This is a genomic window from Pseudomonas sp. SD17-1 (assembly GCF_029201585.1).
GTDB lineage: Bacteria > Pseudomonadota > Gammaproteobacteria > Pseudomonadales > Pseudomonadaceae > Aquipseudomonas > Aquipseudomonas palmensis.
Window position 1 is genome coordinate 2,593,273 of sequence record NZ_CP104044.1, and the last position, 23,890, is coordinate 2,617,162.

Here is a 23,890-nt window from a genome sequence, read left to right on the forward strand (position 1 = left end):
GAACGTGTTGCGTGCATATAGCTAACATGTTAACTATTGCCCAACAAAAACAAGATGCCATCGTGGAGGTACCCATGAGTACTCATCAGCTCGCCGGCACTGCGCTGGACCGCTGGAATGCCGACATGCAGCACATTTGCGGGCACTTCGAGACCGAACTTGCGTTCAATCGCTCGCTGTTCATCGGCGAGATTTCCACCTGGTCACGCGGCGGCCTGGCCCTGGCCAACCTGCGCACCAACGCCGGGCTGATCCGCCGCGACGGCATCAAGCCCGACCGCGACAACGACCAGCACTGCTTTCTGGTCAGCCAGCGCACCGGTTTCTCCCAGGTCACCCAGAACGGCGTCAGCGTGCAGCTGGCACCGGGCGAGATGCTGCTGATGGACGCGGTCGGGGCCTGTGAAATCATGCCGTTCGGCCTGATCGAACACGCCTCGCTGTCGCTCTCGCGCGAGGCGGTGTGCCGGCAGCTGGGGGGCGATGCGCGTACCTTCGGCAAGATCTCCCAGACCAAGGCCTGCGGGCGCATGCTGCATGTGCTGATGGATCAGCTGTGCAAGGAAAGCGCTCCGGGGGAGGGCGAGCTGGCCGAGGGCCAGGCCCTGCACAGTGCATTTCTGTCGCTGCTGGGGTCGGCCCTGGAGGGCGGCGATGACCAGGTGCAGCCGGGCGCGGCGCTGCACGGCGCCAACCTGCGCAGCTATGTGCAGAAGGTGATCGACGAGTCCCTGGGCCAGCCTGGCCTGTCGCCGGTGAACCTGGCCAACCGCCTGAACATTTCGGTGCGCCACCTCTACCGCCTGTTCGAAGAGCAGGGCGACAGCGTGTGTCGCTACATCCAGCGCACGCGCCTGCAACGCAGCGCCGACGACCTGGCCAACCCGATCCTCAAGACCGAGTCGATCACCACCATCGCCTACAAATGGGGCTTCACCGATTCGGCGCACTTCAGCCGCTCGTTCAAGAAACAGTTCGAACGCTCGCCCAAGGACTACCGCTCCCATAGCCTGGCCGGCCCGGTCTGATAAACCACTGGCTTGACCCTGCGGGGCACAGTGTATAGGCTCGCACGCTCTGGCTACCTACCGGTCGGTAGGTTAACATTCGGCAGCCAGACCTGTGACCTTTTTGTGGATTCGAGCTATGCACACCCCGCAGTCCCCCCATGTGAAATTTGCCGTGTCCCTGGCGCTGATCGGCGCCCTGGGGCCGTCGGCCATCGACATGTACCTGGCCAGCATGCCGAGCATCGCCGCCGAGTACGGCGCGACCTATGCCGGGGTGCAACTGACGCTGACGGTGTTTCTACTGGCCATGGGCGCCGGTCAATTGCTGTTCGGCCCGCTGGTCGACACCCTGGGCCGGCGCCGGCCGCTGCTGGCCGGGCTGCTGGTGTTCGTGCTCAGTTCGCTGGCCGCGGCCCAGGCGCCCAGCCTCGAAACCCTGCTGGCGGCGCGCTTTGTCCAGGGCCTGGGCAGTGCGCTGACCCTGGTGGTGATCATGAGCATGGTCCGCGATGTGGCCGAAGGGGCGCGCGCCGCGCAGATCTTCGCCCTGCTGATGACCGTCGAGGGCCTGGCGCCGGTGCTCGCACCGGCGGTGGGCGGTTTTGTGGGGGCGCACCTTGGCTGGCGCGCGATCATGCTCACCCTGGCCGGGCTCGGCGTGCTGGTGCTGTTGAACTCGGCCTGGGTGCTCAAGGAAACCCTGGCCGCCGACAAGCGCCAGCCCTGGCAGCCGCGGGACATCCTGCGCACCTACCTGCGCATCGGAAGCGATGGCCAGTTCCTGCGCCCGGCGCTGGCGCTGGCGGCGGTGTTCTTCTTTCTGTTTGCCTACATCGGCGGTGCGGCGTTCGTCTACCAGACCCACTTCGGCCTGTCGGTGCAAGCCTTCGGCACGCTGTTCGGCGCCACCGGGGTGGCAATTCTGCTCGGCGCCATCGCTGCGGGTCGGCTGGTGGCGCGCAAGGGCCTGCTGCGCCTGGCCAAGGCCGGTGCGGGGTGCCTGCTGATCGGTTCCCTGGTGGTACTGGCAGGGGCCCTGAGCGCGGCGGGGCTGGCCGGCATCGTTGCCGGCATGGCGCTGGCGATGTTCGGCCTGGGCATTCTCGAGGCCACGCTGATGTCGCTGGTGATGTCTTCGCAAAGCCGCGCGCTGGGCTCCACGGCGGCGTTGCTGGGCGCCTTCCAGTTGATCATTTCGTCGTTCGCCACGCCGTTGTCGGGCATCATGGCGCCTTTGGGCGCGGCGCACTGGGCGTCGCTGCTGGTGATTTCGGGTGTTGTCGTGGCGCTGCTGGTGCGCGCCTGCACCCGGCACGCGCCGGTCGAGGCGAGCAGCCTGGCCGGGCATTGATACGGGAGAACCCTGCATGAGAACCCTCACGCCTTCGGCGCAGAAGGTCTGCGCGATCGCGGTCGAGCAGTTTGCCGAGCATGGCTACGATGCCGCCTCGCTCAACGATATCGCGGCGGCGGCCGGCATGCGCAAGCCGTCGCTGTATGCGCACTTCAGCAGCAAGGACGACCTGTTCGAGGCGGTGTTCGAGCGTGCGGTGGAGGCCGAGCGGCTGTATGTGGAGCAGTGCTTTGCGCAGTGCGATGACGCGTTGCCGGGGGCCGGCTATGCCCACTGCCTGGGTGAGCGCTATCAGCAGTCGGCGCACCTGCGGTTTCTGCTGCGTACCGCGTTCTTTCCGCCGGCGGCGCTGCGGCCGATCATCTCGGCAGGCTTCGAGGGGTACCTGGCGCGGCTGGGCGAGGTGTTCGAGCAGGCGCTGGGCACGTGCCTGCCGCAGGTGCCGGTGGCGCGGCGGGGGGTGTATGTGGACGCGTACCTGGGGGTGGTGGACAGCCTGAATGTAGAGCTGATCTATGCCGGGCCGCAGGCGTACGCGCGGCGGTTGCGGGCGATGTGGGTGGTGTTCGGGGATGCGCTGGGCGCGGCACCGAGGTGATGCCTTCGCCGGCAAGGCCGGCTCCTACAGGCACCGCGTCATCCCGTAGGAGCCGGCCTTGCCGGCGAAGAGGCCCGTCAGGCCACCGCCAGGTAATGCTTCACGAAGCTCTCGCTCAGCACCTCCCACAGCACCGGCGTGCCCTTGGTCACGAACCAGCTGTCGCCCACCTTGTACAGCGTGCTCTGCCCGGTGCTTTCATCGGTCAGGCGCACTTGGCCGGTCATCACCGTGGCCTGCTCGTTGAACGGGTAGACCATGCGGAACCTGCCCCGGGTGGTACCGAAGTAGGCGCTGCTGAGCGCGTCGGTCGGCGCGCCGAAGGTCATCTTGCCGAAGGCACGCACCTCGCCTTCGAGAATCTCCGAGCCCAGGTCGGCAACGGTGCCCCAGGCGTCGAGTTCGCCGAGCTGGATGTTGTGCTTGAGTGCAGTCAGGGTCATGGCAGTGTTCCTTGAACAGTGGAAAAAAAGGGGGTCAGCGCCGGCCATTCCAGTACCCCGACAGCTGGTGCCAGGATTTGCCGGCCGTGAGCAGCAGCGGGCGGATATGGTCCTTGCCGACAATCGTCGGGCGCGGGATCGAACTGACCAGGTCATAGCGGGCCGAGCCTTCGCTCATGCCTTCGGCCAGCACCTTGCAGATGATGTGGCTGGGCGTCACGCCGAACCCGGAGTAGCCCTGCACGTAGAACGCATTGCTGCGCCCGGGCAGGGTGCCGACCTGCGGGAACAGGTTGGGGCTGCAGGCCATCGGGCCACCCCAGGCCAGGTCGATCTTCACGTCCTTCAGGTACGGGAAGATCTTCAGCATCAAAGCCCGGTTCCAGGCCTTGAGGTCGCGGGGGATATGCTCCACCAGCGGCGTCGCGGCGCCGAACAGCAGACGGTTCTCGTTGGTCACGCGGTAGTAGTCGATCACCGGGCGAATGTCGCTGTAGGCGCCGCGAATCGGGCTGATGCGCCGGATCAGCTCCTCTGGCAGCGGCTCGGTCATCATCTGGAAGGCGTAGGTGTTGATGGTGGAGCGGTGCAGTTCGGGTTCAAGCCTGTTCAGAAAGCTGTCGCAGGCCCACAGCAGCTTGCTGGCGCGTACCGAGCCGCGGCCGGTGCGCACGGTGATGCGCTCGCCGTACTGCACCTGCAGCGCCGGGCTGTTCTCGAAGATGCGCACACCATGCCCGGCCACGGCCTTGGCCTCGCCCAGCAGCAGGTTGAGCGAGTGCACATGCCCGCCGCCCATGTGCAGCAGGGCGCTGCCGTAGGCGTTGGAGCCTATGATCTGGCTGACCTCGCTGCCGCCCAGAAAGCGGATCTCGTGCTGGGAATTCACCGACTTGAAGTCTTTCTCCCAGGCGCGCAGGGTTTTCTCCTGGCGGGCATTGAAGCCCATGTAGCCATAGCCGTGGCAGAAGTCGGCATCGATGGCGTACCGGGCGATGCGCTGCTTGATGATGTCGGCGCCCAGGTCGCTGATCTCGAAGATCTGGCGCAGGCCATCTTCGCCCACGGCTGATTTGATCTTTTCAAGGTCGTGGCCGATGCCGGCCATGATCTGCCCGCCGTTGCGCCCGGTGCCGCCAAAGCCCAGGTAGCGGGCCTCGAGCACGACGATGTTGGTGATGCCCTTTTCGGCCAGCTCCAGCGCCGTGTTGATGCCGGAAAACCCGCCGCCGATGATGACCACGTCCGCGTCTTCATCGTGTTCCAGGGTCGGGAAGCTCAGGTTGTATTTCTTGGTTGCCGTGTAGTAGGTCGGCGTTTCGATCGTGATCATGGCGCAGCCTGAAAAGTGGAGGAGCTTTCGAGGCCTATTAGGGGGCTTGGCGGGGTGGCGTGTCTTGATCCTGCGTGCCGCGTGCCTTGACCGCGGGTGCCAGCGCTGCGCAGGCGGGTAGGTGGCCGCCGGCTTCTTTGTTAAAGTGTTAACAAATAACCTGATGACCGTAGCCTTCCATGTCCAAACCTCGTGTTTCGCTGACTCTTACCTTGTTGCAAGCCCGCGAGGCGGCAATGAGCTTCTTCCGCCCCTCGCTCAACCAGCATGGCCTGACCGAGCAGCAGTGGCGGGTCATTCGTATTCTCAGCCAGCAGGGCGAGCTGGAGATCTACCGGCTGGCCGAACAGGCGTGCATCCTCAAGCCGAGCATGACCGGCGTGCTGGTGCGCATGGAGGCGGCGGGGCTGGTGTGCCGGCGCAAGGCCGAGCAGGACCAGCGGCGGGTGCTGGTCAAGCTGGCGGACAAGGGCGTGGCGTGTTTCGACTCCATGAGCCAGAGCATGGAGGCCAACTACCAGCAGCTGCAGGACCAGTTCGGTGAACAGAAGCTGCAGCAGTTGCTGGGGTTGCTGGAAGAACTGAAGCAAGTACGGCGCTAACTCATTCGCCGGCAAGGCCGGCTCCTGCAGACACCGCAGCCTGTGTAGGAGCCGGCCTTGCAGGCGAAGCGGCCCGTCAGATCAATACACCCCGCCAGCCTTGTCGACAGGTGCCGCCTCACCCTTGAACTTGCCCACCAACCCCTGCAACCCGCGCATCAGCACCGTGGTATCCACCCCCACCGCCACGAACGCCGCGCCCAGTTCGATGTAGCGGCGCGCCAGCGCTTCATCGGCGCTGAGAATCCCGGCCGCCTTGCCCGCACGCTGAATCCGCACGATCGCGTCTTCGATTGCCGCCTGCACGTCAGGGTGCCCCGGATTGCCCCGGTGCCCCATCGACGCACTCAGGTCGGCCGGGCCGATGAACACCCCGTCCACCCCCTCCACGGCCGCAATCCGGTCCAGCTGCGCCAGCCCCTCGGCGCTCTCGATCTGCACCAGCAGGCACATCTGCGCATCGGCCTGGTCCAGGTAGCCGGGGATGCTGTTCCAGCGCGACGCCCGCGCCAGTGCACTGCCCACCCCGCGCACGCCCAGGGGCGGGTAGCGCATGGCGCGCACCAGCTCGCCGGCCTGGGCCGCGCTTTCCACCATCGGCACCAGCAGCGTCTGCACACCGATGTCCAGCACCTGCTTGATCAGCGCGGTGTCGCCGATCACCGGGCGGATGATCGCCTCGCCAGGGTAGGGCGCCACCGCCTGCAGCTGCGCGAGCATGCCGCGCAGGTCGTTGGGCGCATGCTCGCCATCGATCAGCAGCCAGTCGAAGCCGGCATTGGCCGCCAGCTCCGCGCAATATGCGCTGGCCAGCCCCAGCCACAGGCCGATCTGCGGCTCGCCACTGGCCAGGCGTTGTTTGAAACGGTTCACAGGCAGGTGCATGGCAGTCTCCGAAGGTCAGACAAAACGGCAGGCGATGGAACCGAGCATGTCGTAGTCGACATGGAAGGTGTCGCCGGGGTTGGCGGCCACCGGCCGGGTGAACGAACCGCCCAGGATCACCTGGCCGGCCTCCAGCGCCACGTCATACGGCGCCAGCTTGTTGGCCAGCCACGCCACGCCCTTGGCCGGGTGGTTGAGCACCGCCGCCGACACCCCGGATTCCTCGATCACGCCGTTGCGGTACAGCACCGCCGGCACCTTGCGCAGGTCGATGTCGCCCGGGCGCACCGCGCGCCCACCCATCACCACCCCGGCATTGGCGGCGTTGTCGGAGATGGTGTCGAACACCTTGCGCGTGGCGCCACTGTGCGGGTCCACCTGCTGGATGCGCGCATCGATGATCTCCAGCGCCGGGATCACCCATTCGGTGGCATCCAGTACATCGAACAGGGTCACATTGGGCCCCTTGAGGGGTTTGCCGAGGATGAACGCCAGCTCCACCTCCACCCGCGGCACGATGAAGCGTTCGAAGGGGATGTCGCTGCCTTCGTCGAAAAACATGTCGTCGAGCAGCGCGCCGAAGTCCGGCTCGGTGATGTTGGACGACACCTGCATGGCGCGCGAGGTCAGGCCGATCTTGTGCCCGACCAGCTTGCGCCCGTCCTTGATCTTCTGCGCCACCCAGGCGCGCTGGATGGCGTAGGCGTCCTCGATGCCGATGGCCGGGTGGTCGAGGGAAAACTGGCGCACCTGCTCGCGGTTGCGCTCGGCGCGGTCGAGCTGGGCGGCGGCTTGAAGGATCTGGCTAGGGTCGAGCATGTTCGGCATCTCTTACTGGGGGTTGACGATGGCAGCCCGGGTGCGCAGCACCAGCAGGCCACCCAGGGCGATGAACAGGGCCAGCACGTACAGCGCAAGGCTGGCGCTGTGGGTGGTGTCGCGCATCCAGCCGATCAGGTAGGGCGCAAGGAACGAGGCGATGCTGCCGAACGAGCTGATCAGCGCGATACCGGCCGCCTGCGTGGTGTTGGACAGAAACGCCGGCGGCAGCTGCCAGAACATCGGCAGGGCGGCGCTGGCGCCCATGCCGGCGACGATCAGGCCGCCCAGCACCATCAGCGGGTTGCCCGGGGCCAGCCCGGCCACGGCGATGCCGAGTGCCGACATCAGCAGCGGCACGCACAGGTGCCAGCGCCGCTCGCGCTGGCGGTCGGACGAGCGCCCGCAGGCGATCATGAACAGGCAGCCGGCCAGGTAGGGGATGGCGCTGAGCAGGCCCACGCGGCCGTCGCTGCCGATACCGGCGCCGTGGATCAGGGTCGGCATCCAGAAGGCCAGGGTGTTGACCGCCAGCATCACCGCGAAGTACACCGCCACCAGCAGCCATACCTGACGGTTGCGCAGGATGCCGCCGAACGAGGTGATCGACTTGCGTTGCTCTTCGCTGGCCAACTGCTCGCGCAGGTGCTGCTTCTGGCCGGCATCCAGCCAGCTGACGTGCTCGAAGCTGTCGGGCAGGCGCTTGAGCACCACCAGGCCCAGCAGCATCACCGGGGCCCCTTCGATCAGGAACATCCACTGCCAGCCGCGCAGGCCGGCGGCGTCGTGAAACAGTTCCAGGATGCCGCCCGACAGCGGCCCGCCGATCACCCCGGCCATCGGCACGGCAATCGCGAACAGCGCGGTGATCTGGCCACGGCGCCGGGCCGGGTACCAGCGGTTGAGGTACACCAGGATGCCGGGGAAGAACCCGGCCTCGGCCACGCCCAGCAGAAAGCGCAGCACGTAGAAGCCCGAGGCCGACTCGACCCACAGCATGCCGGTGGACAGCGCGCCCCACACGATCATCAGGGTGGCGATCCAGCGCCGCGGGCCGACCCGGTCCAGGGCCATGTTGCTGGGTACGCCGAACAGCGCGTAGGCGATGAAGAACAGGCCGGCACCGAAGCCGTACACCGTGTCGCTGAAGTGCAGGTCGCTGCTCATCTGCATCTTGGCGAAGCCGATGTTGATGCGGTCCAGGTGGGCAAACAGGTAGCAGACCAGCAGCAGCGGCATCAGCCGCCAGGTGACGGTGCCGTGGGTGGAGTCGTGCTGGGCAAGGCTGGCCGATGCGGCGGTATTGGCTGTGCTCATGATCTTGTTCTTTTTGGTCAGAGAGCCGATGGGGGAGCGCAGGGCCGGGTTCAGCCCGGCTGCTGCTGGTTCAGAAACGCGTGCACGTTGTTCTGCTTGAAGTTCAGTTGCGGGTGCAGCTCGATCATTTCGAACGACAGGGCCAGCAGGCGCTGGCTCTGCAGGTCGGCAAAGTGCTCGGTGATCACCGCGAACAGGGCCTTGGCCACCTGTTCGCGGGTGGCCAGGTCGCGCCCGTGGCCGACCTTGAGGGTCATGTGCACGAAGGCGTAGTCGTGCTGCCCGTCGGCCATGCGCCAGGTGTCCAGGCGCACCGCACGGCTGCGGATGCCGCCCAGCGGGAACACGCCCGTGGCGCCCAGGCAGTGGTGGACCTTTTCGAACAGGCCGGGCAGGTCGGCCTGGGCTTGGAGGTTGTCGGTGTACTCGGCGATGAAGTGGGGCATCCTGGGCTCCTTGGCGGGGTCAGACGGGGAAGATGGCGTTGATCTGGCCGGTGCCGGAGCTGCCGAACGGCTCGGTCAGCACCTCCACCGGCCTGTCGTAGTCGGCGCCGCCAAGCAGGCCCAGCAGCATCGCGGTGTCGTGCATGCCACCTTCGCCGTAGCAGTGGCTGGCGTAGTCGGGCAGCATCGCGCAGAACTCCCTGAAGCGGCCCTGCTTCCACAGTTCCACCACACGCAGGTCCATCTGCTTGTCGAATTCGCGGGTCCAGTTGTGGATGTTGGCCTCGGCGTTGCGGTCGTCCGAGAAGCGGTGCGAGAGCGAGCCGGAGGCCAGCACCAGCACCTTGCGGTCGCTCTTCTCGATGGCCCGGCGCACGGCGGCGCCGAACGTGAAGCTGTCTTCCAGGCGGTGCCAGGCGCACCAGGCGGCGATGGACACCACCTTGAGTCTGTCGGCGGCGGGCACGTCCATGTGCATGTAGCGCATCGGTACCAGGGTGCCGTATTCCAGCTCCAGGCTCGGGATGTTGTGGGCCAGGGTGCGCACGTCGGCGGCATTGGCCTCCTGTGCGATCAACTCGCCCAGTGCCGGCAGGCCGGGGTACTCGAAGTCCATGTTCTTGATGAAGTGCGGCAGTTCGTTGCTGGTGTAGGTGCCCTTGAAGTGCTCGCCGCAGTTGATGTGGTAGCCGCTGTTGACCAGCCAGTGCACATCGAACACCACGGCGGTATCGGCGCCCAGTTCGCGGGCGCGGCGGCCGATCTCCTTGTGGCCGGCGATGGCGGCCTCGCGGCAACCGTGGTGCTTGCCGGGCAGTTCGGACAGGTACATCGAGGGGACGTGGCAGACTTTGGCTGCGAGGACGACTTCGCCCATGGTGGGGTACTCCTGGATCTGTTGTTCTTGTGGTGGGTCAGGGCGGGTGCTTTCGCCGGCAAGGCCGGCTCCTACAGGGGTTGTGCCGTCTGTAGGAGCCGGCCTTGCCGGCGAAGCCCTCAGAGGCCCCAGCGCGGAATGGCGTGGCTGCCCATCGACACGCACACGTTCTTGATCTCGGCAAACACCTCGAAGCTGTACTGGCCACCTTCGCGGCCGGTACCGGAACCCTTCACCCCGCCGAACGGCTGGCGCAGGTCACGCACGTTCTGGCTGTTGATGAACACCATGCCGGCCTCGATGCCATGGGCCAGGCGATGCGCCTTGCCGATGTCCTGGGTCCAGATGTACGAGGCCAGCCCGTACTCGGTGTCGTTGGCCAGCTTCAGTGCCTCGGCCTCGTCCTTGAACGGGATCAGGCACACCACCGGGCCGAAGATCTCCTCCTGGGCGATGCGCATGCTGTTGCTCACGTCGGCAAACACCGTGGGCTGGATGAACTGCCCGCGCGCCAGGTGCGCCGGCAGGTTGGCCGGGCGCTCCAGGCCACCGGCCAGCAGGGTGGCGCCTTCCTCGATGCCGATGCGGATGTAGCCGGTCACCTTGTCGTAGTGGGCCTGGGTGATCATCGAGCCGACCTGGGTCTTGGGGTCTTGCGGGTCGCCCACGATCAGGCGCCTGGCCCGCGCCGCGAACTCGGCCACGAACTGCGGGTACACGCTCTCTTGAATGAAGATGCGGCTGCCGGCGGTGCAGCGCTCGCCGTTGAGGGAGAAGATGGTGAACAGCGCCGCGTCCAGCGCGCGCTCGAGGTCGGCGTCCTCGAAGATCAGCACCGGCGACTTGCCGCCCAGCTCCATCGAGTACTTCTTCAGGCCCGCGGTCTGCATGATCTTCTTGCCGGTGGCGGTGCCGCCGGTGAACGAGATGGCGCGTACGTCCGGGTGACGCACCAGGGCATCGCCTGCGGTGGCGCCGTAGCCCTGGATCACGTTGAGCACGCCGTTGGGGATGCCGGCCTCGACCGCCAGGCGGCCCAGTTCGTTGGCGGTCAGCGGCGACAGTTCGCTCATCTTCAGCACCGCCGTGTTGCCCAGGGCCAGGCAGGGCGCGGTCTTCCAGGTGGCGGTCATGAACGGCACGTTCCACGGCGACACCAGCGCACACACGCCGACCGGCTGGTACAGGGTGTAGTTGAGCATCTGGTCGTCGACCGGGTAGGTGTGGCCGTCCATGCGCGTGCACACTTCGGCGAAGAAGTCGAAGTTGTGCGAGGCCCGCGGGATCAGCACGTTCTTGGTCTGGTGAATCGGCAGGCCGGTATCCAGGGTTTCCAGCTCGGCCAGCCGGGGCACGTTCTGCTCGATCAGCTCGCCCAGCCTGCGCATCAGCCGCGCACGCTCCCTGGCCGGGGTGCCGGCCCATTTGGGGAACGCCTCCCGGGCCGCTGCAACTGCCTGGGCGACTTCTTCGGCGCCGCCGCTGGCGACTTCGCCGATGGCCTCGCCGGTGGCCGGGTTGTAGTTGACGAAGACGTCCTTGCTTTCGACCTCACGGCCATTGATCCAGTGCTTGATCATCGGGTTCATGCCTCTTGCGGGTTCAGCGCGAAGAACTCGGCTTCGCTGACAATGCGGTTGACCAGGCGGCCGACACCTTCCACTTCCACCACCACTTCATCACCCGGCACCACGTCGGCCAGGCCTTCGGGGGTGCCGGTGGCGATCATGTCGCCCGGTTGCAGGGTCATGAAGCTGGACAGGTATTCGATCAGGTAGGGGATGTCGAAGATCATGTCGCGGGTGCTGCCCTGCTGCTTGAGCTCACCGTTGATCCAGGTGCGCAGGGTGAGGTTGGACGCATCCGGCACATCGGCCACATCGACCATCCACGGGCCCACCGGGGTGGTGGCGTCGCGGTTCTTCACCCGCAGGTTGGGGCGGTAGTAGTTCTCCAGGTAGTCGCGGATCGCGTAGTCGTTGCACACCGTGTAGCCGGCCAGGTACTGCAGCGCGTCCTCGCGCCTGACGTTGCGCGCCGGCTTGCCGATCACCGCCACCAGCTCGCACTCGTAGTGCATGTACTTGACGTTGTCCGGGCGCCAGGTGACCTGGTTGTGGCCGGTGTAGGTACCGGGCGACTTGACGAAGGCCAGCGGCTCGGTGGGTGCGGCAAAGGCCAGTTCGGCGGCGTGGTCGGCGTAGTTCAGGCCCAGCGCGAACATGCTGCCGGTGGCCGGCGGCAACCACTGCACCTCGTGCTCGGCGAGCAGGCGGCCATCGGCCAGGCGCACGTTGTTGCCATCTTCCACGGTCACGGCGTGGTCCTGGCCCTGGTAACGGATACGGGCGTGTTTCATCAGCGTTGCTCCTGTTCGGCCACGATCGGGTTGGCCAGGCGGCCCAGGCCGCTGATCCGGACCTCGACCTGATCGCCTGGCAGCACGTCCACGCGGCCTTCGGGGGTGCCGGTAATCAGCACGTCGCCTGCGTGCAGGGTCATGAACTCGCTGATCTCGGCGATCAGCTGCGGGATGTTGCGCACCAGGTTGGCGGTGCTGTTGTGCTGGCGCAGTTCGCCATTGACGAACAGCTCGATGGCCAGCTGATGCGGGTCGGCCACCTGCGCGGTCGGCACCAGCTCAGGGCCGAGTACGCAGAAACCATCGCGGCACTTGGCCTTGACCGCCGGGCGGTAGTAGCTGTCTTCGGGCAGGCTGAACTCGTTGACGATGGTGTAGCCGGCCACGTGCTCCAGGGCCTGTTCGACGCTCACGCGGCTGGCGCGCTTGCCGATCACCACGCCCAGCGCCGGGCCCGGCTGCAGGCGTTCGACACCTTGCGGGTACACCACTGGGGCGCCATGGCGGTTGCGCGTGTTGGGGGTCTTGATGAACAGCACCGGCTTGACCGGGGGCTTCTGGTACGGCGCCTGTTCGAATTCGGCGAGACGCTGGTTCAGCAACCCCTGGTAGTTCAGCGCAACGCCGAACAGGGTGCCGGTGGCAACGTCGTGCAGGGCACGGCTCATGCTCTTCTCCTGGCAAGGGCAGGGCGGCAAGCACCCTGCGGGACAAATCGTTAATGTGTTAACGTTATAATTAAGATGTTAACGAAAGGCAAGCGGCGCGTGTCAGGCGTTAAGCTGCCGGCAGAACAGGAACACAGCAGGAAACCCCCGTCATGAACGAACGCACGCCGATTCCCAACATCAACATCGGGCAGGTCTACGACCAGCGGTACAGCGATGCCGAGGTGCATTACGACAAGCTCGGCAACCTGGCCGGTTTTTTCGGCCGCAACATGCCGGTGCACCGCCACGACCGCTACTTTCAGGTGCATTACGTCAAGAGCGGCACGGTGCGGGTGTACCTGGACGACCAGCAGTACGTGGAGTCGGGGCCGATGTTCTTCCTTACCCCGCCGACCATCCCGCACTCGTTCGTCACTGAGCCCGATGCCGATGGCCACGTGCTGACCGTGCGCCAGCAACTGGTATGGCAACTGCTCGAAGCCGACCCTGCGCTGGCGCCTGGGCCGCAGGTGGCGCCGGCGTGCGTGGCGCTGAGCGGGCTGGAGGGAAGGTTTGCCGACGAGGCGCGACGCCTGGTGCTGCTGTTCGACGAGCTGCACCGCGAGATCAATGCCGCGCAGGTGGGCCGTGGCCCGGCGCTGGACAGCCTGACCCGGCTGATCATGCTCAGCCTGCTGCGCCTGTGCGCGCGCTCGCTGCCGGCGCGCCAGACCCGGCATGAGGACCTGCAGGTGTTCCACCGCTTCAACGAGCTGATCGAGGCGCATTACCTGGAGCACTGGCCGCTGTCGCGCTATGCGCTGGGGGTGGGGGTGACCGAGGCGCGGCTCAATGACGTGTGCCGGCGTATCGCCGACCTGCCGTCCAAGCGCCTGATCCTGGAGCGCCTGATGCAGGAAGCCAAGCGCCTGCTGCTGTTCACCGGCAGTTCGGCCAACGAGATCTGTTACAGCCTGGGCTTCAAGGACCCGGCGTACTTCAGCCGGTTTTTCCTGCGCTATGCGCAGGTGACGCCGGGCGAGTACCGCCAACGGCAGGCGGGCGTGCGCTGACATGGCATTTTTCCGTTTTTGTTGTTAGGCGCGGCAAGCGCCGCTGCCGCCATGATGGCGGTAGCGGTGTAACGGAAAAATGCCTTTTACAGGGGTGCGCTTGTACTTTTCAGAGCGCTCAGGCGGCGTTGTTCAACCACAGGTTTTCAAAACGCCAGGTGCTGAACAACGTCTGCTCCGGCGCCGCGCCGCCGACCTTGCGTGAAAACGCATCGAGCAGGTTGGCATAGCCCCAGATCAGCAGGCCGCCCTTGTCGTACTGGATCTGCTGCGCCTGGTGGACCAGTTCGGTGCGCCTGGCCAGGTCCGGTTGGGCCATGGCCTGCAGAAACAGTTGGGTGAACTGCGGGTCGTCGAAGTGGGTCTTGTTGGCCACCGCGAACGGCGCGTCGGTGTGCATGGCGCTGGCCAGGAACGGCGCGCCGATGGTGCCGCCGGTGCTCAGCAGCCACTGGTCCTGCTGCGGGCCGTTGAAGGTGGCGCTGTCGACCTGGCGCACATCGAGGGTCACGCCGATGCGCCTGGCCTGCTCGGCCAGCACCAGCGCCGAGGCCAGCGCCGGCCCGGCGGTGGTCACCAGTTCCACCCGCAGGTGTTCCTGGCCAGCCTCGCGCAGCAGTTGCGCGGCGCGCTGCGGGTCATGGGCACGCGGGGGCAGGGCGTGGTTGAAGGTGGGGTCGAACGGGGCGTACAGGTCGTTGGCCACGCGGCCCTGGCCGTTGAGGGCGCGGCGCACCAGCTCGTCGCGGTCGGCCAGCAGGCGCAGTGCCTCGCGCACCCGCGGGTCGTTGAATGGCGGCTTGCTGGTGTTCATTTCGAACGACAGCCAGTTGCCGCTGATCGACGTCACCAGGTTCAGCCGCGGGTCGCGCTCGAGCACCTGCAACTGCTCGCTGGGCATGCCGTTGGCCATGTCGATCTGCCCGGCACGCAGCGCGGCCAGGCGCGAGACCTGGTCCTTGAAGTCGATGATCTCCAGTTCATCGGCATACGGCCTGCCGGCCTTGTAGTAGTTCTCGAAGCGGCTGAACACCGAGCGCTGGCCGGGGGTGAAACTCTTGAACCGGTAGGGCCCTGCGCCGACCGGGTTGGTGACCGGGTGATAGTCCACCGGCACGATGCCACCGAAATTCACCCAGGTTTCCGGCAGTGGCAGGAAGCTGCGGCCGTCCTTGAAACTCAGGCGCACCGTGCGGTTGTCGAGCTTGACCAGGTTGTCGCGGTCCACCCAGTGCAGCAAGGCGGCGTAGGGCGAAGCCAGCTGCGGGTCGGTGAGGCGGCGGATCGAGAAGATCAGGTCGTCGGCATCGATGGTCTTGGCGTTGTGGAATTCCAGGCCCTGGCGCAGGCGCAGGGTCCAGCTGCGCGCGTCGCTGCTGGCCTCGGCGAACTCGGCCAGGGCCAGGCGCGGCTGCATCTGCTCGTCCCATTCCCACATTTTGCTGTACAGCGCAAAGCCGCGCACGATGCCGCTGCCGATGGGCTTGTGGGCGTCGAGGTTGCCGGTCTGGCCGCCGTCCAGGATACCCAGGCGCAGGCGCCCGCCGTGCCGCGGCTGGGCAACCCCGGCGGCGGGGGCGGGGGCCTCATCCGGGCCGCAGCCGCTGAGCAGGCTGGTGCCCAGCAGCAGGCCGCCGCCCATGGCCAGGCCCTGGCCGATGAACTGGCGCCGGCTGTAGTGGTTGGGGTTCATGGCTCAGGCTCCTGCCGCGCGCAACTGCGCGGTGGCCTGCACGGGCCGGCTCAGCGCCTGCCGTTCACCGCGAAAGTGCGGCAGGACGTGCTCGCCCAGGCGGTAGGCTTCTTCCAGGTGCGGGTAGCCGGCCAGGAAGAACAGGTCGATGCCCAGCGCGTTGTACTCGCGAATGCGCGCCACCACGTTGGCGTAGCTGCCCACCAGCGCCAGGCCCGGCGGGATGCCGATGTGGCTGAAGCCCGACCACACGTTGGGGTAGATGAAGAAATCGTCGAAGCCACGCTCGTCGTGCTCGGGCCGGTAGTCCTCCTCGTAGCTGAGCTTGCGCGCGGTACGCAGCCCTTCGTGGGCCGCCTTGGCCTTGGCGGCCCCCCTGGCCACGCCCTCGTCGAAAAAGCGCTTGGCTTCGGCCAGCGCCAGTGCCTCGGTCTCGCGGGCGATCACGTCGATCGACAGGCCGAAGCGGATGTCGCTGCGGCCGAACGTGAGCGCACGCTGGCGGATGTCGGCGATCAGCGCGGCGATCTCGTCGGGGTGCTCGGCGCGCATCAGGTAGAAGTCGGCATGCTTTGCAGCGAACTCGCGGGCGGCAATCGACGAGCCGGCCGTGCAGATCAGCGGCAGCTCGGCCTTTTTCTGCGGCCCGCGCAGGCCGCCGCCTTCGGCCTTGTAGAAGCGCCCGTCGTAGTGGAAGTGCTCCGAGTGCCAGTAGCCCTTGACCACATCCATGAACTCGGTGGCGCGGGCGTAGCGCTCGTCGTGCTCGGCCAGGTCGCCGACCTGGCGCTGGAGGGCGTCCGAGCCGCCGTTGATGATGTTCCACACCAGCCGGTTGCCGCTGGCGCGCTGGTAGGTGGCGGCCTGCTGCACCGCCACCCACGGGGTGTAATGGTAGGGCTGGAACGCGGTGACGAACTTCAGCGTGCGGGTTTCGCGGGCCAGCAGCGAGCACACCGTCCAGGGCTCTTCGCCGGACGGCGCATTGACCATCAGCGCACCGCCGAAGCCGTTGATTTCGGCGGCCCGGGCAATCTGCCCCAGGTAGTCGATGTAGGTGAAGTGGTCACCGACCGCAAACCCCGACACCGCGCCGGTGCTGGCGCCGTCGGCATGCCAGTCGCCGCGGTTGCGCGGGTCGCCGGGCAGGAACTGGGTTTCACCGTGCAGCGGCAGGCGGGTAAAGAATTCGATGCTCATGGGCAGGCTCCTGGCTTATTGCACGCTGGGGTTGCAGATAGGGGTGACGGGCTGATCGCTGAACACCTTGCGCGCGAAGGGCAGCGAGTCCTTGAGCGAGGCATTGACCGTCTCGCTGTGGCCCAGGCCCTTGTACAGGTGGCCCTCGACCACCGAGCCGGCAGCGCACGCGTCCTTCATCAGGCTGACCTGGGTGACGGCAGCGGGGGTCTTGTCCTCGGCGCCGGTGCCGATGAAGATCGGCTGCGCAAGCTTGAGCGTCGGGTAGGAGACCTGCGCCAGCCACGGCTTGAGTTGTGCGCCGTCGTTGGCCTTGCGCGTGTTGGCCGGGGTCAGCCCGGTGCCGATCACATCGGCGGTGAGCGACGCCAGGCAGGTGGTGCGAGCCTGTTCGAACAGTGGCAGGGCCTTGTCGGTGTAGAAGTCGCGCGGGTCGATGCTCGGGTCGTATTGCTGCGCGGCCAGCAGGGTGTAGAAACCGTAGGCCAGTGACGCGTCGACCTTGTTCGGGTCCTGCTCACCCACGTTGCTGGCGCCCACGGTGTAGATCACCCCGGTGCCGACGCTGCCCTTCAGGCCCAGGTCCGGGGCGTAGGTGGGGGCATAGGCGGCAGAGGCGAAGGCCCCGGCGCCGCCCTGGGACTGGCCGACCACCAGCACCTTGTTGGCCAGGCCCGGCACCCCGCTGACCACGGCGCGGGCCGCATCGAGGATGCCGTAGGCGGCCATGCGGTTGTTCAGCAGCGGGTGGCCGCCGGGCACGCCCAGGCCCTGGTAGTCGGTGGCGACGATGGCATAGCCCTCGTTCAGCCAGCGCGCCAGGTACTGCACGTCGCGGTACGAGCGGCCCGACCAGGACGGCGCGCAGATGTCGGCCACGCCGACGGTGCCATGCCCCCAGGTGACCACCGGCCAGCCGCCGGCCGGGGCCTTGCCCTGGGGAATGAACAGCGCGCCGGAGACCGCGATCGGGGTCTTGCCGTCGATGCCGTCGGTGGAGCTGTAGAGAATGCGCAACTGGCTGGCCGCGCCGGGCAGGCTGAGGGTCTGCTCCAGCGGCTCGCTGCGCAGCAACGTGCCGGGGGTGGCCGGGATCGCCTGTTCCCAGTGGTAGAACGCCGAAACGCGCCCGTCGCCCTGCAGCGGGTCGGGCGTGGGGGCGTAGGTGTCGGCGGCCATGGCGGCGCAGGAGAGGGCGAGCAGGCTCAGGCCGAAGGCAACGGAGTGCGGGAATTTCATCAGGGGCTTCCTTGGGCAAAACAACGATGCCGGGTGCAGAGCGAAAGCCGTGCCAGATGCTGAAATGTTCACACAACTTGCTGAATAAAAAGGGTTTTCCTGGTTTTATCCAGTCGCTGCACAGCACCGCGCTGCTGATTCGCAAGCAACCGCCGGGGCCGGATTGCTGCTGTGGCAGCAGTGCCTCAGCAGGTGGTTTCTGATAGGTGAAATTGGAATATACAAAGATGAATTAATAATTATTTGTTCTAATTTGTTTCGTGCACTATGGGCCGGCGCTATCAATGCCAGGAATGCACCATGTCGCTGATTACCCATCCCCATGCCCGGGAACTGACCAAATCCGTTCGTGCCACCGTGCTGGTGTTCAAGGACCCTCGCTCCCAGGAACTGCTGGCCCGTATCGAGCGCCTGGCGCCGAGCGAGGCCAACACCCTGATCATCGGCGAGACCGGCACCGGCAAGGAACTGGTGGCGCGGCATATCCACCAGTTGAGCCGGCGCGGTCGCGAACCGTTCGTGGCGGTCAACTGCGGCGCCTTTGCCGAAACCCTGGTGGAGAGCGAGTTGTTCGGCCATGAAAAGGGCGCATTCACCGGGGCCACCAACAGCAAGGCGGGCTGGTTCGAGGCGGCCAATGGCGGCACGCTGTTTCTCGACGAGATCGGCGACCTGCCGTTGAACATGCAGGTCAAGCTGCTGCGCGTGCTGCAGGAGCGCGAAGTGGTGCGGCTGGGGTCGCGCACGCCGATCCCGATCAACGTGCGCCTGGTGGCGGCCACCAACGTCAACCTGGCCGATGCGGTGGTGGCGGGGCACTTTCGCGAAGACCTGTTCTACCGCCTGCACGTGGCGACCATCCGCCTGCCGCCGCTGCGCGAGCGCCCCGGCGACATCCTGCCGCTGGCCGAGTTCTTTCTCGAGGAGCATTGCCAGCGCCTGGGCTACAGCCGCGCCAGCCTGAGCCTGGAGAGCGAGCGCAAGCTGCTGGGGCACAGCTGGCCAGGCAACATCCGCGAGCTGGAGAATGCCATTCACCATGCCTTGCTGGTGTGCCGCCAGCAGGTGGTGCAGCCGGCCGACCTGCACCTGGTGGACATGCGTTCGGTGGGTATCCGCCAGGAGGAGAGCGCCCAGCCGCTGCGCCTGCAGACGCCCGAGGCGCCGAGCCTGGAGGCGGCGCTGACGGCGCTGTTCGAGCAGAACGTCGAGGATTTGTACGAGCATATCGAAGAGACGGTGTTTCGCACCGCGTACCGCTATTGCCACGGCAACCAGCTGCAGACCGGGCGCCTGCTCAACATCAGCCGCAACATCGTGCGGGCGCGGCTGGAGAAGATCGGCGAGCTCAAGCGTAGCGATACTGTCGGCCTGTAAGGGCCCTTCGCGGGTCAAGCCCGCTCCCACAGGTTGTGCACCGACTTGAGGGGCTGTGAACGTTCTGTGGGAGCGGGCTTGACCCGCGATACAGGCGCCACCGGGTCAACTGATCCGCATTAATCCCCCCAACCTGAATCTGTAACCCAGTACACCTCGAAGCCATAGTAGCGGCCTCCCTGATGAGGTCCGACCATGTATCACTACGACGAATACGATCGTGCACTGGTGTTCGAGCGCGTAGCCCAGTTCCGCGACCAGGTGCAGCGCTTCACTGCCGGTGAACTGAGCGAAGAAGAATTCCTGCCACTGCGCCTGCAAAATGGCCTGTACCTGCAAAAGCATGCCTACATGCTGCGCGTGGCCATCCCCTACGGCACCCTCGGCGCCCGCCAGATGCGCACCCTGGCCAGCATCGCGCGCGACTACGACCGCGGCTACGGCCACTTCACCACGCGCCAGAACATCCAGTTCAACTGGGTCGAACTGGCCCAGGTGCCGGATATCCTGCAGCGCCTGGCCGAGGTCGACATGCATGCGATCCAGACCTCCGGCAACTGCGTGCGCAACATCACCACCGAGGCCTTCGCCGGCGTCGCCGCCGACGAGATCATCGACCCGCGCCCGCTGGCCGAGATCCTGCGCCAGTGGTCGACCATCAACCCCGAGTTCCTGTTCCTGCCGCGCAAGTTCAAGATCGCCATCTGCTCGGCCCGCCAGGACCGCGCAGCGATCATGATGCACGACATCGGCCTGTACCTTTACCGCGACGGGCGCCAGCAGATGCGCCTGCGGGTGATGGTCGGCGGCGGCCTGGGGCGCACGCCGATCCTGGGCCTGCAGATCCGCGAGGGCCTGCCGTGGGAGCACCTGCTGTCGTACGTCGAGGCCATCCTGCGGGTGTACAACCGCCATGGCCGGCGCGACAACAAGTACAAGGCGCGCATCAAGATCCTGGTCAAGGCACTGGGCATCGAGGCCTTTGCCCGTGAAGTCGAACAGGAATGGCAACACATCAAGGACGGCCCGGCGCAGCTTACCGAAGCCGAGTTCCAGCGGGTGGCCGAAGGCTTCGCGCCGCCACGCTACGCCGCGCAGCCCGACGGCGACCTGGACTACGGCACCCACCTGGCCATGGACCGCTCCTTCGCCCGCTGGGTCTCGCGCAACGTGCAGCCGCACAAGGTGGCCGGCTATGCCAGCGTGGTGCTGTCGACCAAGCCCGGCCCGGCGGCGCCCCCCGGCGACCTCACCGCCGAGCAGATGGACAACGTGGCCGACTGGTCGGAGCACTTCGGTTTCGGTGAAATCCGCATCGCCCACGAGCAGAACCTGATCCTGCCCGATGTCCGCAAGGCCGACCTGTACCCGCTGTGGCGTCTGGCCTGCGAGCAGGGCCTGGGCACCGCCAACATCGGCCTGCTGACCGATATCATCGCCTGCCCGGGCGGCGACTTCTGCGCGCTGGCCAACGCCAAGTCGATCCCCATCGCCCAGGCCATCCAGAGCCGCTTCGACGACCTCGACTACCTGCACGACCTGGGCGAGCTGAGCCTGAACATCTCGGGCTGCATCAACGCCTGTGGCCACCACCACATCGGCAACATCGGCATCCTGGGCGTGGACAAGAACGGCAGCGAGTGGTACCAGGTGACCCTGGGCGGGGCGCAGGGCAAGGCCAGCGCACTGGGCAAGGTGATCGGCCCGTCGTTCAGCGCCGCCGAGATCCCCCGCGTGATCGAGCAGATCGTGGCCACCTACTGCGCCTACCGCGAACTCGACGAGCCCTTCGTCGACACCGTGGCGCGGGTGGGGCTGGAGCCGTTCAAGGAGCGCGTCTATGCCAGGCAGCCGGAGGTGTCCACATGCGCAATGTGATCGCGATACGCCAAGGGCAGGCGCAGCTTGTGGAGGGCGACAGCTGGCAGTTGCTGCGCGAGCAGGAGGCGCCGCTGCCGACGGGCGCGCTGATTTTGCCGCTGCACCGCTGGCTGGCGCAGCCCAGTGGTTATCACGGGCTGTGGCTGGGGCCGGATGACGATGTCGAGTCGCTGCAGCTGTGGCTGGGCGTGCTGCCGCTGATCGCCATCGACTTCCCCTCGTTTCGCGATGGCCGTGGCTACAGCCAGGCCTACCTGCTGCGCACGCGGCTGGGCTGGCAGGGCGAATTGCGTGCCGTCGGCGATGTGCTGCGCGACCAGCTGAGCCACATGCGCCAGTGCGGTTTCGACAGTTTTGCCGTGCGCGAGAACAAGTCGGCAGCCGACGCGCTCAAGGGCCTGCAGGGCATGAGCGTGCTCTACGGGCGTTCGGTGATCGAGCCCAGGCCGCTGTTTCGGCGACGTTGAGTGCGTAGGGTGCTGTCGCGTCGGTGATGGAACGGGCTACCATGCAGGTTCGCCCGTTGGACAGGATGTTGCAGCATGCTTTTCAGTACCCGTACTGCCCGGCCGGCCGATGCTGAAGCCCTCAGCGACATCGCCAGCCAGACCTTCGCCCTGGCAAGCCCCGCCGATTCGTCGGCCAAGGCGCTTGCCGCCTATATCCGAGGCCATCTTCAGCCCGAACACTTCTGCCTGCACCTGATCAGCCGCGCCAAGCAATTGCGCGTGCTGGAGCATGACGGCGTGGTGGTGGGCTACACCCTGATCGACAAGGCGGCGCAGGCGCTGGGTATCGAGGCGGCAGACGGCCTGCCGGAACTGAGCCGCTGCTACGTGCTGCCCGAGCACCATGGCCAGGGCGCGGCCCAGCGCCTGCTCGAGGACACCCTGGCCCAGGTGGGCGGGGCGATCCGCCTGACGGTAAACGAACACAACAGCCGGGCGATCCGCTTTTACCAACGCAATGGCTTCCGCCAGGTGGGCGAGGCCATTTTTGTCTGCGGGCCGGAACGTCACCGTGACTGGGTGATGGTGCGCGCCTGCGCCACTGCCGAACCAGAGGCTGCCGATGACTGATCTTTGTGCCTACCCCATCACCCGCAAATGGCCTGCCCGCCACCCCGAGCGCCTGCAACTGTATTCGCTGCCCACGCCTAACGGGGTGAAGGTGTCGATCATGCTCGAAGAGACGGGCCTGGCCTACGAGGCGCACAAGGTGGACTTTGCCACCGAGGATCAACTGAGCGCCGAGTTCATCTCGCTCAGTGCCAACAACAAGATCCCCGCGATCCTCGACCCGCACGGGCCGGGGGGCAAGCCGCTGGGGCTGTTCGAGTCGGGGGCGATCCTGCTGTACCTGGCCGAGAAGACCGGCCAGCTGCTGCCTGAAGACCCGGCTGCGCGCTACGAGACGATCCAGTGGCTGATGTTCCAGATGGGCGGCATCGGCCCGATGTTCGGCCAGGTGGGCTTCTTCAACAAGTTCGCCGGCAAGGCCTATGAAGACAAGCGCCCGCTGCAGCGCTACGTGGACGAGGCGCGGCGCCTGCTGGGCGTGCTGGACCGGCGCCTGCACGGGCGCGACTGGATCATGGGCGAGTACGGCATCGCGGACATCGCCACGCTGCCGTGGGTGCGCAACCTGATCGGTTTCTACGAAGCGGGGGATCTGGTGCGGATCGAAGAGTTCGTCGAGGTTCGACGCGTGCTGGAGGCGTTTCTGGCGCGGCCGGCGGTGCAGCGCGGCTTGCTGATTCCGGGTTGACCGGGTTGTGCTGCGGTCAGCGCGGGCCTGGCCCGCGCTGACCGCAGCGCCGTCTCAGTGGCTCTGGCGCCACGTCACCTCGGTGATTCCGTACCGCTCGGCCAGTGGCTTGCTGACCTTCTTTACCTTCTCGCGCCCATAGCGCGGAATATGCCCCACCCCGGCGTCACAGCTGGCCCAGTGCCAGGCTTCGGCGTTGTCCATCGCCTCGGCACGAATCACGAAGGACTTCTGTTTGCCGTGCAATTGATAGTCGATGACGAAGAGTTTTGCGTTGTTCATGGTTCCCTGAAAATCCTTTCAACGTGGTGACCGATGCGTGTTCACTCATACCGCCTAACTAAGTACCTTCCAGCCACCAAATAATTCAGTCTGATTGTTCGACATCAGTGTTCGGCGCTGACGGTGAGGTGGCGGGCATCGGTGTCGAACACTACCTGTTCCAGCCGGTGGGCCATGCCGCAGGCCAGCGAATCGTAGGCAGGGATCACCCGTTCCTCGGCCGACAGGCAGTGGATGATGTCCAGTTTGCGCTCGGCATGGGCGGTCTCCAGTTCGAAGATCCGCGCATAGCGCTCCAGGTCGTTGTTCAGGCTCGACAGGTATTCACGCAGACGCGAGTGGTCCACCGCGCTCTGGCTGAAGTGCCAGGTCATGGGGTGGATCAGAAACCGCGAGTGGGGCACGGCCAGGCGTTCGCTGGCGGCCAGGTACATCACGATGCCCATGGATTCGATGTTGCCCGCATTCACCGCGCTGACCGGCACCGGCAGCGACTTGAGAAAGCTGTAGATCGAGAACCCCAGGTGGGTGCTGCCGCCGATGGTCGACAGGTTGAGCAGCAGGGCGCTGGCCCCCTCGTCGATCGCCTGCAGGCAACGGTCGCGAAAGCGCTCGGTGGTGCCCTGATCGATCGGGCAATGAAAGTGGATGACGTACTGCTTCATCAAGAGTCCTCAAGACC

The 23,890-nt window shown here is 66.3% G+C and carries 25 protein-coding genes; 10 read left to right on the forward strand and 15 right to left on the reverse strand.

All coding sequences use genetic code 11. The features are described from left to right. Positions 1–74: 74 nt before the first annotated feature. From feaR to N0B28_RS11780, 3 genes are all read left to right on the forward strand, one after another. Positions 75–1,028: a transcriptional regulator FeaR gene (feaR, locus tag N0B28_RS11770; RefSeq protein WP_275731892.1), complete on the forward strand. Its 954-nt coding sequence runs from the start codon at positions 75–77 to the stop codon at positions 1,026–1,028. A gap of 118 nt (positions 1,029–1,146) precedes the next feature. Continuing rightward, positions 1,147–2,361: a multidrug effflux MFS transporter gene (locus N0B28_RS11775; protein ID WP_088515092.1), complete on the forward strand. Its 1,215-nt coding sequence runs from the start codon at positions 1,147–1,149 to the stop codon at positions 2,359–2,361. A gap of 16 nt (positions 2,362–2,377) precedes the next feature. Beyond that, positions 2,378–2,962 carry a TetR/AcrR family transcriptional regulator gene (locus N0B28_RS11780; RefSeq protein ID WP_078481241.1) on the forward strand — a complete coding sequence of 195 codons (585 nt, stop codon included), beginning with the start codon at positions 2,378–2,380 and terminating at the stop codon, positions 2,960–2,962. 77 nt (positions 2,963–3,039) lie between these two features. Here N0B28_RS11780 and N0B28_RS11785 read toward each other — a convergent pair whose 3' ends face one another. Together N0B28_RS11785 and N0B28_RS11790 are read right to left on the reverse strand one after the other, a co-directional pair. Beyond that, the gene (locus N0B28_RS11785; RefSeq protein ID WP_054914427.1) at positions 3,040–3,405 is read right to left on the reverse strand and encodes a cupin domain-containing protein; all 366 of its coding nucleotides are present in this window, start codon (positions 3,403–3,405) and stop codon (positions 3,040–3,042) included. Positions 3,406–3,439: 34 nt separating this feature from the next. Beyond that, the gene (locus N0B28_RS11790; RefSeq protein ID WP_043860067.1) at positions 3,440–4,738 is read right to left on the reverse strand and encodes an FAD-binding oxidoreductase; all 1,299 of its coding nucleotides are present in this window, start codon (positions 4,736–4,738) and stop codon (positions 3,440–3,442) included. Between the two features lie 179 nt (positions 4,739–4,917). Here N0B28_RS11790 and hpaR point away from each other — a divergent pair, with 179 nt between their 5' ends. Next, complete coding sequence (hpaR, locus tag N0B28_RS11795; protein ID WP_043860068.1) at positions 4,918–5,340, forward strand: homoprotocatechuate degradation operon regulator HpaR; 423 nt, start codon at positions 4,918–4,920, stop codon at positions 5,338–5,340. An 81-nt stretch (positions 5,341–5,421) separates the two neighbouring features. Here the strand turns inward: hpaR and hpaI are convergent, their stop codons facing one another. From hpaI to N0B28_RS11835, 8 genes are all read right to left on the reverse strand, one after another. Next, positions 5,422–6,225: a 4-hydroxy-2-oxoheptanedioate aldolase gene (gene hpaI / locus N0B28_RS11800; RefSeq protein ID WP_058540257.1), complete on the reverse strand. Its 804-nt coding sequence runs from the start codon at positions 6,223–6,225 to the stop codon at positions 5,422–5,424. A 15-nt stretch (positions 6,226–6,240) separates the two neighbouring features. After that, entirely contained in the window at positions 6,241–7,044 is an 804-nt protein-coding gene (hpaH, locus tag N0B28_RS11805; protein ID WP_104572504.1) for a 2-oxo-hept-4-ene-1,7-dioate hydratase, read from the reverse strand. Positions 7,045–7,056: 12 nt separating this feature from the next. Next, positions 7,057–8,361, reverse strand: coding sequence for an MFS transporter (locus N0B28_RS11810; protein WP_043860071.1), 1,305 nt, complete (start codon positions 8,359–8,361; stop codon positions 7,057–7,059). 50 nt (positions 8,362–8,411) lie between these two features. Beyond that, a complete protein-coding gene (locus N0B28_RS11815; RefSeq protein ID WP_043860072.1) occupies positions 8,412–8,807 on the reverse strand; it encodes a 5-carboxymethyl-2-hydroxymuconate Delta-isomerase in 396 nt (131 codons plus the stop codon). 19 nt (positions 8,808–8,826) lie between these two features. Beyond that, positions 8,827–9,684 carry a 3,4-dihydroxyphenylacetate 2,3-dioxygenase gene (gene hpaD, locus N0B28_RS11820; protein WP_043860073.1) on the reverse strand — a complete coding sequence of 286 codons (858 nt, stop codon included), beginning with the start codon at positions 9,682–9,684 and terminating at the stop codon, positions 8,827–8,829. Between the two features lie 119 nt (positions 9,685–9,803). After that, positions 9,804–11,264, reverse strand: coding sequence for a 5-carboxymethyl-2-hydroxymuconate semialdehyde dehydrogenase (gene hpaE, locus N0B28_RS11825; protein ID WP_213607521.1), 1,461 nt, complete (start codon positions 11,262–11,264; stop codon positions 9,804–9,806). 5 nt (positions 11,265–11,269) lie between these two features. Continuing rightward, a complete protein-coding gene (locus tag N0B28_RS11830) occupies positions 11,270–12,043 on the reverse strand; it encodes a fumarylacetoacetate hydrolase family protein (RefSeq protein ID WP_054914429.1) in 774 nt (257 codons plus the stop codon). Next, positions 12,043–12,714: a fumarylacetoacetate hydrolase family protein gene (locus N0B28_RS11835; RefSeq protein ID WP_043860075.1), complete on the reverse strand. Its 672-nt coding sequence runs from the start codon at positions 12,712–12,714 to the stop codon at positions 12,043–12,045. Before N0B28_RS11835 ends, N0B28_RS11830 begins: the two co-directional genes overlap by 1 nt. 152 nt (positions 12,715–12,866) lie before the next feature. Between N0B28_RS11835 and hpaA the strand changes: the two genes are divergently transcribed. Continuing rightward, positions 12,867–13,769 carry a 4-hydroxyphenylacetate catabolism regulatory protein HpaA gene (gene hpaA / locus N0B28_RS11840; RefSeq protein WP_043860076.1) on the forward strand — a complete coding sequence of 301 codons (903 nt, stop codon included), beginning with the start codon at positions 12,867–12,869 and terminating at the stop codon, positions 13,767–13,769. A gap of 118 nt (positions 13,770–13,887) precedes the next feature. Here hpaA and N0B28_RS11845 read toward each other — a convergent pair whose 3' ends face one another. Genes N0B28_RS11845 through N0B28_RS11855 form a run of 3 tightly spaced genes read right to left on the reverse strand, consistent with a single transcriptional unit; the run spans position 13,888 to position 17,901 of the window. Beyond that, positions 13,888–15,462, reverse strand: a complete 1,575-nt coding sequence (locus N0B28_RS11845; RefSeq protein WP_275731893.1) for an ABC transporter substrate-binding protein — start codon at positions 15,460–15,462, stop codon at positions 13,888–13,890. A gap of 3 nt (positions 15,463–15,465) precedes the next feature. Continuing rightward, positions 15,466–16,662, reverse strand: coding sequence for an LLM class flavin-dependent oxidoreductase (locus N0B28_RS11850; protein ID WP_054914431.1), 1,197 nt, complete (start codon positions 16,660–16,662; stop codon positions 15,466–15,468). A gap of 15 nt (positions 16,663–16,677) precedes the next feature. Next, positions 16,678–17,901, reverse strand: coding sequence for a lipase family protein (locus N0B28_RS11855; protein WP_236176215.1), 1,224 nt, complete (start codon positions 17,899–17,901; stop codon positions 16,678–16,680). 300 nt (positions 17,902–18,201) lie between these two features. Between N0B28_RS11855 and N0B28_RS11860 the strand changes: the two genes are divergently transcribed. The 5 genes from N0B28_RS11860 to N0B28_RS11880 all read left to right on the forward strand — a co-directional run bounded on the left by N0B28_RS11860 (position 18,202) and on the right by N0B28_RS11880 (position 22,926). Beyond that, positions 18,202–19,278: a sigma-54 dependent transcriptional regulator gene (locus tag N0B28_RS11860; RefSeq protein WP_043860049.1), complete on the forward strand. Its 1,077-nt coding sequence runs from the start codon at positions 18,202–18,204 to the stop codon at positions 19,276–19,278. A 195-nt stretch (positions 19,279–19,473) separates the two neighbouring features. Beyond that, the gene (locus N0B28_RS11865) at positions 19,474–21,156 is read left to right on the forward strand and encodes a nitrite/sulfite reductase (protein WP_100632707.1); all 1,683 of its coding nucleotides are present in this window, start codon (positions 19,474–19,476) and stop codon (positions 21,154–21,156) included. Then, entirely contained in the window at positions 21,144–21,626 is a 483-nt protein-coding gene (locus N0B28_RS11870) for a DUF934 domain-containing protein (protein WP_275731894.1), read from the forward strand. Before N0B28_RS11865 ends, N0B28_RS11870 begins: the two co-directional genes overlap by 13 nt. Positions 21,627–21,701: 75 nt before the next feature. After that, positions 21,702–22,238 (forward strand): N-acetyltransferase, encoded by a 537-nt coding sequence (locus N0B28_RS11875; RefSeq protein ID WP_043860046.1) that lies wholly within the window; start codon positions 21,702–21,704, stop codon positions 22,236–22,238. Beyond that, the gene (locus N0B28_RS11880) at positions 22,231–22,926 is read left to right on the forward strand and encodes a glutathione S-transferase N-terminal domain-containing protein (protein WP_275731895.1); all 696 of its coding nucleotides are present in this window, start codon (positions 22,231–22,233) and stop codon (positions 22,924–22,926) included. The genes N0B28_RS11875 and N0B28_RS11880 overlap by 8 nt, the downstream gene beginning before the upstream one ends. 54 nt (positions 22,927–22,980) lie before the next feature. Here N0B28_RS11880 and N0B28_RS11885 read toward each other — a convergent pair whose 3' ends face one another. Further along, positions 22,981–23,208, reverse strand: a complete 228-nt coding sequence (locus tag N0B28_RS11885; RefSeq protein ID WP_043860044.1) for a DUF6555 family protein — start codon at positions 23,206–23,208, stop codon at positions 22,981–22,983. Between the two features lie 104 nt (positions 23,209–23,312). Further along, on the reverse strand, positions 23,313–23,873 hold the full coding sequence (locus tag N0B28_RS11890) for an ATP-dependent Clp protease proteolytic subunit (RefSeq protein WP_043860043.1): 561 nt from the start codon (positions 23,871–23,873) through the stop codon (positions 23,313–23,315). Positions 23,874–23,890 lie beyond the last annotated feature (17 nt).